Annotated in this window: 7 protein-coding genes and 1 pseudogene; 3 read left to right on the top strand and 5 right to left on the bottom strand. The window is 67.5% G+C overall.

Features of this window, described 5'->3' with window-relative positions:
* Positions 1 to 234 precede the first annotated feature (234 nt).
* Positions 235 to 2,673 (bottom strand): transglycosylase domain-containing protein, encoded by a 2,439-nt coding sequence (locus FAB82_RS16490; RefSeq protein WP_136535632.1) that lies wholly within the window; start codon positions 2,671 to 2,673, stop codon positions 235 to 237.
* A gap of 310 nt (positions 2,674 to 2,983) precedes the next feature.
* Here FAB82_RS16490 and FAB82_RS28635 point away from each other — a divergent pair.
* Positions 2,984 to 3,283 (top strand): annotated as a pseudogene (locus tag FAB82_RS28635) (WhiB family transcriptional regulator); the annotation flags it as partial.
* A 169-nt stretch (positions 3,284 to 3,452) separates the two neighbouring features.
* Here the strand turns inward: FAB82_RS28635 and FAB82_RS16480 are convergent.
* From FAB82_RS16480 to FAB82_RS16470, 3 genes are read right to left on the bottom strand one after another with little or no spacing between them, the layout of a single operon-like run.
* The gene (locus FAB82_RS16480) at positions 3,453 to 4,586 is read right to left on the bottom strand and encodes an ArsA family ATPase (protein WP_211116640.1); all 1,134 of its coding nucleotides are present in this window, start codon (positions 4,584 to 4,586) and stop codon (positions 3,453 to 3,455) included.
* Positions 4,579 to 5,586: an ArsA-related P-loop ATPase gene (locus FAB82_RS16475; protein WP_136535630.1), complete on the bottom strand. Its 1,008-nt coding sequence runs from the start codon at positions 5,584 to 5,586 to the stop codon at positions 4,579 to 4,581. The genes FAB82_RS16480 and FAB82_RS16475 overlap by 8 nt, the downstream gene beginning before the upstream one ends.
* A gap of 14 nt (positions 5,587 to 5,600) precedes the next feature.
* Positions 5,601 to 6,167 (bottom strand): Rv0361 family membrane protein, encoded by a 567-nt coding sequence (locus FAB82_RS16470; RefSeq protein WP_136535629.1) that lies wholly within the window; start codon positions 6,165 to 6,167, stop codon positions 5,601 to 5,603.
* 112 nt (positions 6,168 to 6,279) lie between these two features.
* On the opposite strand from FAB82_RS16470, the gene sp36 reads away from it, so the two are divergent.
* Together sp36 and FAB82_RS16465 are read left to right on the top strand one after the other, a co-directional pair.
* Entirely contained in the window at positions 6,280 to 6,438 is a 159-nt protein-coding gene (sp36, locus tag FAB82_RS27180) for a Sp36 family protein (RefSeq protein WP_168801637.1), read from the top strand.
* The gene (locus tag FAB82_RS16465; RefSeq protein ID WP_136535628.1) at positions 6,439 to 6,954 is read left to right on the top strand and encodes a RidA family protein; all 516 of its coding nucleotides are present in this window, start codon (positions 6,439 to 6,441) and stop codon (positions 6,952 to 6,954) included.
* Positions 6,955 to 7,066: 112 nt separating this feature from the next.
* Here FAB82_RS16465 and FAB82_RS16460 read toward each other — a convergent pair whose 3' ends face one another.
* Positions 7,067 to 8,161 (bottom strand): fumarylacetoacetate hydrolase family protein, encoded by a 1,095-nt coding sequence (locus tag FAB82_RS16460; protein ID WP_136535627.1) that lies wholly within the window; start codon positions 8,159 to 8,161, stop codon positions 7,067 to 7,069.
* Positions 8,162 to 8,203 lie beyond the last annotated feature (42 nt).

Here is an 8,203-nt window from a genome sequence, read left to right as displayed (position 1 = left end):
ACTCACAACACCTGCCCTATCTGCCACTTTCATTGACAGCCCGGCCTGGCTAAATCAAACGGCGCCGCCCATGCGAATCGACGCAGCGGTACCCGGTCGCCCGAATCGAATCGAATCGAATCGGTCCGGGCTGCCGCAGCCGCAGCTGCGGCCGCGGGCGGGACGGTCCGGTCGGATCACCGGACCAGCCCCGCGCCATTGGGGCAGTGGCACTTGGCCAGTCGCCCTTGCGGCTCAGTCGCGGCCTGGTGAATTTCCGTCATCCGGTGGGTCGGTGCCCTCTTCTCCGTCTTCGTCTTTGTCGTCTTTGTAGTCCGAGCCGTTCGAAACCAGGATGTAGACCGGGGCGCCCTTCGGGGCCTGGCCGGTGATCGAGGTTGAGAAGGCCTCGCCTTCCTTGCATTCCGAGTCGAACGTGCCCGGGGCGATCGAGGCGTCGAAGCCGGCGCTGGACACCCTGGATCGGGCATCACCCGCGTCCATGCAGTCGATCGATGGGATCGACACCAGGTTCTCGCCGCTGGTCATCTTCGAGTTGGGCTTCGACCAGCCCTTCTCGTCGAGATCCTTCACCGCCGCGGTGAGGACGGCGACGCCGGTTTCCTTAACCTCGACCTTGAGGCTTTCAGTGGCGACGTTCGATCGGAATGTCGCGTCGGTGTCGCCGACGAATGTGGCGGTGGTGGCGTTCGGGGTCGAGCCGACGAACCAGTAGGAGCGGTCCGAGTCGGCCGTTCCGGTCTTGCCGAACATCGGCCGGTCGAAACCGCCGGTGTAGGCGGCGGCGGTGCCGTTGCCGTTGCACTGGGTGCCGCCGGCGTTCTGGTTGACGGTGCATCGCCCTGCGCTGACGGCCGCGTTCGCGACCTCTTCGGAGAAGGCCTGGTCGCAGGTGGGTTGGGCGGCCTCTTCCCATTCGGCGCCGTCGGCGTCGATGACCTTCATGACCGGCAGCGGGTCGCAGTGCTTCCCCTTGGCCGCCACGGTCGCGTACGCCTCGGCCATGTCCATCGGGGTGGTCGGATCCATGCCGAGGGTGAACGAGCCGTAGCTGTCCAAGCTGTCGTTCTCCGCCGCAAGGACAACGCCGCTCTTGGAGTAGAACTCCACGCCCGCCCGCTTGGCGGCGTCATAGGCCTTCGAGGTGCCGACCATTTCCTGGAGCGCCACGAAACCGGTGTTGGAGGAGCGGCCGAACATGCTCCACATGTTCAGCGGCGCAGACGAAGAGATGCCGTTGTTCGGGCACCAGACCTTCTTCCCGCCCGAGTCGCAGGTGACATCCGAATCGGAGCCATCGCCCGCCGGATAGTTCGAGATGTACTTCGCCGGGTTGGGAATGGTGGTCTTGAGCGGCCACCCCTCCTCAAGGGCGGCGAGCATCGTGAACATCTTGAACGTCGAACCCGCCGGATACCCCGCGACCTCGCTGTTGCCGCTGAGCAGTGGGATGGTCGTGTTCGGGTAGTTCGACGGCCCGTCCTTGTCGTCGGTGCGCGGCCCGTTCTCGGACTGGTCGAGGCTGTAGATCCGGTTGACGGCCATCGCTCGGACGTACCCGGTGCCGGGGGTGAGGATCACCGACCCGAGCGCCGCCGGATTGTCGACGTCCACATTGTCCTGGATGATCTCGGTCGCCTTGTCCTGCAACGCGGGGTCGAGCGACGTGACGATCTTGTACCCGCCGCGCTTGAGCAGGCTGATGCGCTCGCGCTCGGACTCGCCGAAGAGCTCCTGGTCGGCCCACCAGGCCCTGAAGTAGTCGCAGAAGAAGCCCCAGCTCGCGGTCGAGACGTCGGTGCATTCGCTGCGCTCCGGCCGCGGGTCCAGACCCAGCGGCTCCTCCTTGGCCGCGTCGGCCTCGGCCTGGGTGATACTGCCGAACGAGGCCATGCGGTCCAGGACCCAGTTGCGCCGGTCCAGGATCTGCGAGTCGTCGCCCTCGCCGTCGAGCAGGCCGTCGGCGTAGGAAGGGAATTTCGGGAGCGACGCGAGCGTCGCCGCTTCCTGCGGTTCCAGCTCGTTCGGCGGCTTGTTGAAGTACGTGTAGGAGCCCGCGTGGACGCCGTAGGCCTGGTTGCCCAGGTAGATCACGTTCAGGTAGCCCTCAAGGATTTCCTCTTTGGACAGTTCGTCCTCGATCGCCATGGCGTATCGAGCTTCGCGGAGTTTGCGGTCGTACGTATCTTCACTCGCATCGATGACCTCATCGATGGTTGAAGCGGAGTAGATCAGGGTATTGCGAACGAATTGCATGGTGAGCGTCGAAGCGCCTTGTTCGCCGCCGCCTTGGTTGGCGACGGCGGCGCGGGCGATACCGGCCCAGTCGACTCCATTGTGTTCGTAGAACTTGGAGTCCTCGGCGGCCAGGAGGGCGTCGATCATGAGGGGATCGACTTCATCGAGCGCGACCTCGCGTCGGTTCTCCTCGTAGAAGGAGGTGATGAGGGTTTCGCCATCTGCGGCGTAGACGTAACTGGTCTGCGGCAACGTCGGCTCGGTGAGTTCGGTCGGTAGTGCATTGAACGAATCAATGCCGTCCTCGGCCAGAAGGCCGGCGGCTCCCATAAGGGGGAAGGCCGCCGCCGCGGCCAGGACCCCAGCGAGGACACCGCTCACAAGCAGGGCAAGGGCGTCGCCCAGGGGACTTCGGTCGCGCTTCAACGTCTCCACCGCCTCAGATTAGATCGGGCACCTTAAGAGCGCAGGGTCGCTTTGTCGTCGGGTGCCCGGGTTTGATACGCCGGACCCTCTGAGGCGAGTTGCCTTCGTATCACAATCGTTATTATTGCGAACCGTCATCGCGATACGAACCGTAGGGGTGAGGCCATCCCGAAGAGTCCGATTTTCGTCTCGGAGAGTAGTCAAACCCTTACAAGAGGTGTAGGGTCCGTTCTTGACAGCGACGTTGAGTTATCGAGAGGTTACTCATACGGAGTTGTCGGGGGGTATGAAGGGGAAATCTCACGGGGAGGTCACGCCGATGGGACTGCTGATCGACTGGACAACCAAGGCACTCTGCCAGGAGGGCGACCCTGACGCACTATTCGTGCAAGGGGCCGAACAGAACAACGCGAAGAAAGTTTGCCGAGGCTGTCCTGTCCGGCTCGAATGTCTCGCCGACGCGCTCGACAATCGCATCGAGTTCGGCGTCTGGGGCGGCATGACCGAACGCGAGAGGCGTGCGCTGCTGCGAAAGCACGCGGACGTCCGCTCGTGGAGGGCAGTCTTCGAGGTAGCGCTCGAAGAAGAACAACGCAACGCCCGCAAGAGCAGCCGGAAACGGATCCCGGTGAATCTGAACTTCTTAGTCACCGGCGGCCGCGCAAGCGGCCGATACGAGACCGCGCCCGCGACGGCAAAACCGTCCGGGCGCGTTGTCATTTCCCCCGCAGGCCGCCGAACGCCAGTCGATCAGGCGCCGCACTCCGCCGAGGCGGCGGCCGGCCCGTTCAGGCCACCGGCGCCTTCGCCGCTCCGCCCGCCGCGGCCCCGAAAGCGCGCAGCCCCTCCAGATCGACCACCTCGGTCCCCAACGTCGGCAGCCACAACTGCGGAATCTCCGGGCACGCCGCCGCATACCGCGACGCCACCCGCTCCTCCGCGGCGCGCCGCCGAGCCAGGTCGGAATGAGTGCGCAGCACCGCCGCCACCGGATCGTCCGCGTCCGCCTCCTCCAACGCCGCCGCCGCGCCCAGGCTCCGCTCCGCCGACAAATCGACCTCCACCGGCGTCAACCGGTTCAAGATCATCCCGTCCAGCGGCATCCGCTCCTCGGTCAGCCGTCGTGAGAAGTACACCGCTTCGGTGATCGCCGCCGGCTCCGGCGCCGCCACCACCAGAAACGACGTCTGGTCGTCCTGCAGCGCACGGAAGGTCGCCTCCGCCCGCTGCCGGAATCCGCCGAACGTGTCCTCCAGACTCGCGGTGAACTCGGCGACATCGGTCAGCAGGTGCCCGCCCAAGACCTTGTTGAACACGCGCGTGAACACCGCCGCGCTGGCTCCCATCAGCGACAGCATCGACCGCCGCGCGCCCGGCGTCGACGCCGCCAGCATTCGGATCACCCGCCCGTCCAGGAACCGGGCCAGCCGCGCCGGCGCGTCCAGAAAGTCCAGCGCCGAACGAGACGGCGGAGTGTCCAGGACGATCAGGTCCCACTTGCCGCTGTCGCGCAGCTGCGAGAGCTTCTCCATCGCCATGTACTCCTGCGTCCCCGAGAACGTCGAGGAAACCGCCTGGTAAAACGGGTTCGCGAAGATCTCCGCGGCCCGCTCCTTCGTGGTGTGGGAGGCGACGACCTCGTCGAAGGTCCGCTTCATGTCGAGCATCATGGCGTCCAGCGGGACGCCCTCGGCGGCCGCGACCGGGCGCGGCGTATTGTCCAGCGCCTCCATCCCCAGCGACTGCGCCAGCCGCCGGGCCGGGTCGATGGTGAGCACGACGGTGCGCCGCCCGTGCTCCTCGGCCGCCCGCAGCGCCAGCGCCGCCGCGGTCGTGGTCTTGCCGACCCCGCCCGAGCCGCAGCAGGCGATGACGTGTTTGTCCTCATTGGCCAGGAGCGCGTCGACGTCGAGGTCAGTCACGGCCTCCCCCTTCAGGGTTGGACGGTGCGTCGGCGATCGAGCGCCGGGCCGGGCCGAGCCCCTTCCGGAGGACCCCGGCGAGTTGGTACAGCCCGGACAGGTCCACGCCCTCGGGCAGCAGCGCCAGTTCGTCGATGGGTCGGCGCAGCCGCTCCAGCCGGTCGCGGTAGGCGCCCGCGGCCTCGATCTCGGCCCGGTTGGCCTCGTATTCGGTCAGCAGGCCCGCGACCTGCGCTGCCGTGGACGGCAGGTTCGACCGTTCGAGACCTTCGCGCAGTTGGTCGGCGGTGATGTCGGCGGTCTTGGTGCCGGCCACCTTGTTGAGGACGACCCGGCCGACGGGGAGGTCGGCTTTGCGCAGTTCGGCGGCGGCGTCGACGGTCTCCTGCACCGGCATGGCGGCGGGGGTCGTCACCAGGTGCACGGCCGTGAGGGAGGAGTGGAGCAGTCGGGCGACCGATCGGGAGTGCTTGCCGATCGGCCCGGTCTTGGCGAGGCGGCCCGATTCGACGGTCACGTTGAGGAACTTGACGACCCGTCCGGTCGGCGGCGCGTCGAGCACCACCGCGTCGTAGGTCATCCGGTCGGATTCGGTGCGCGAGACCGCCTCTTTGAGCTTGCCGGTGAGCAGGATGTCCCGCAGTCCCGGTGCGATCGTCGTGGCGAAGTCGATCGCCCCGAACTTGCGCAGCACGCGTCCGGCCGAGCCGAGCCGGTAGAACATGGTCAGGTAGTCCAGGAGTGCTTCGTCGGCGTCGACGGCCTGCCCGAAGATCTCGCCGCCGTCCAGCCCGGCGGTCAGATGCCGTTCCTGGTAAGGCAGTGGCGGCGCGTCGAACAGCGGGGCGATGCCCTGCCGTCCTTCGACTTCGACCAGCAGCACGCGTCGTCCGTTTCCGGCCAGCGCGAGTGCGAGCGCGGCGGCCACGGTGGTCTTGCCGGTGCCGCCCTTCCCGGTGACGATATGCAGCCTGGGCACGGGAGGAGCGGTGGCACTCATTCATCGGAGTGTAGTCATGCGGGGTCGATATCGCACACCAGCCACTGCGGTTCGCCCTGCTCGGCCACCAGGCCGAACGTCCAGGTGGCGCGGTGGCCGCCGGAGTCGAGTTCGGCGGTGACGTTGGCCTGCCCGACGTCGCGACCCGTTTCGTTCACCTCGGACCAGGCGATGGTCTGTTCGGAGTCGGCCGCGCTGAGGGCTTCGATGACGCCGGTGAGGTCGCGGTCGGCTTTGTCGGAGCAGAGCCATTCGGCGGCGGCCGCGGGGTCGCGGTCGTCCAGGAGTGCGGTGAGGAACGCTTCGACGGTGCGTTCGGGTGTGTCTTCGACGGCGTCGGGGCCGGTCATGAGCTTGGTGGCGACGAAGGTGAGTGCGCCGACGAAGATCATGACGGCGGCGACGGTAATGTAGGTCCACATGCGACTTTGCCGCCGCGGTGTGTCGCGGTGGTGGCGCAGGTGGTCGGTGTCGGGCCGTCCGGGTGGGGCCGGGACCTGCGGCTGGGTTCGGCGCTGGGTCTCGGCACGGTGGTGGGCTGGGCCGCTTTCGGGCCGCTTCGCGGCGGTGTCCGGTGACACGGGTTCTCCCTGGGTTGTCTGATGCACCGTTGGAGGGTGCACTGGGGGGAGGCGACGCACTCTGAGCGTAGCGGTGCGGGGCGGGTCGATCAAGACGCCGTACTGTGGGCACATGGAGAAATGGGAGTACTTGACCGCGCCGCTGCTGATCCACAACACGAAGATGATCCTCGACAACTTCGGTGATGAGGGTTGGGAACTGGTGACGGTGCTGCCCGGCCAGAACCCGGAGCAGCTCGTGGCCTACTTCAAGCGGAAGAAGGAGCAGTAGGTGGCCGACGTCAGCGCTGCGCTCGAACGCCTGGGGTTGACGTTGCCGCAGGTGGTGCCGCCGGTGGCGGCCTATCAGCCGGCGGTGCGCACCGGCGATTACGTGTACGTGTCGGGTCAGCTGCCGATGGTGGCCGGCGCCTTGGCGGCGACCGGGAAGGTCGGCGCCGAGATCGATGTGGAGACCGCCTACGGCCTGGCGCGGATCTGCGCGCTCAACGCCCTGGCGGCGATCGCCTCGATTGCGGACCTCGACGAGGTGGTCAAGATCGTGAAGGTCGGCGGTTTCGTGGCCTCGGCGCCGGGCTTCACCGATCAGCCGAAGGTCGTCAATGGCGCCTCGGACCTGTTCGGTGAGGTGTTCGCAGAAGTCCGCGATGCGAACGGGAAACGCAGCGGCGAGGTAGGGAAGCATGCCCGTGCCGCCGTCGGCGTTTCCGAGCTGCCCTTGGGGGCGCCGGTGGAGGTCGAGCTCATCGCGCAGCTTGCTCCCTCTGTCAAGACGGTCCCGGTTTAGAGCGTCGGTTTCCGGCCTGCCCCACTGCTCACAGAGCGGCGGGGCAGGCCGCAGTCGTCCGCCCGACGGGTCCCGGTCAGGCCGCACTCGCCGCACCGGAGTCCTTGCGCCGCTAGCCGATCGAGGGGATGACGCGGCTTTCGACCTCGCCGAGGGCGATGGTGGTGCCGCGCGGTCCGGGCGCGGTCGCGGTCACCTTGACGACGTCGCCGTTCTGCAGCTGCCACTGCGGGGAGGCGGATTCGCCGGCGCCGAACAGGAGTCCCGAGCGCAGGAGCGCGCCGCCGGCGGTGAGCTGCGCGAGCTGCTGCGCCGGGGTCCAGTAGGACTCGCCGAAGTTGGCGGTGGACACGGCCACGCCGTTGACCTCGATGTTGAGCCTCAGGTCGAAGCCGTAGCGGTCGGATTCCTTCAGGTACGAGGCCATGTCGGGGTCGGGTTGGGGCGCGGCGGTGCGGGCGGCGTTCAGCGCTTCGAGCGGGGTCACCCACGCGCTCATGGAGGTCGCGAACGACTTCGAGTTGAACGGGCCGAGCGCGGCCGGTTCGAGCTCGGCGAAGTCGCGGGCGGTCCAGTCGTTGAGCAGGACCGCGCCGAACACGTGGTCCTCGAACGCGTCGGGCGCGACGGGGCGGCCGAATTCGGATTCGCCGCCGACGATGAAGCCGACCTCGGCTTCGATGTCGAGCGCGTTCGTGGGCGCGAAAACGGCTCCGTGGGCGCCTTCGCGGCGGTGCCCGGAGGGCCGCACCAGGTCCATCCCCGAGGGGATGATGGTGGAGGCGCGGCCGTTGGAGGCGCGCGGGTGCCACCTGAGCGCGTCGGGGGCGTTGGTGGTGAAGTCGACGAAGTCGGTCACCAGCAGCGGGGAGTGCATCTGGGCTTCGGTGACCGGCGTCAGCCACCGGGACGCGATGTCTTCGAGGCTCGGTTCGGTCAGAGCCTCCTGGACCTGGGACCGGACCTGCTTCCATGACTCCCTGCCGAGGGTCAGGAGGCGGTTGAGGGCCGGGTCGCGCAGGGCGACGCAGTTGGCGCAGGTCTGGCAGTCACCCGAGAGGACGGCCTTGTGCATGTCCAGGATCTGGTCGGCGATGCGCACCCCGATGCGGGGGAGCGGCTCGTCCGAGGTCGAAAAGATCCCGTAGGGAAGGTTGTGGATGTTGTAGAGGCTCTCTTCGGCCCCGGGTACCCAGCAGGTCGTCACGTCTCATCCTCCGTCGGTAAAAGGTTGCGGAGGGTCTAACGA

The organism is Glycomyces buryatensis (assembly GCF_004912275.1).
Lineage (GTDB): Bacteria > Actinomycetota > Actinomycetes > Mycobacteriales > Micromonosporaceae > Glycomyces > Glycomyces buryatensis.
The sequence above is the reverse complement of the archived record's forward strand: the minus strand, read 5'-3'. Positions and strand labels throughout refer to the sequence as shown.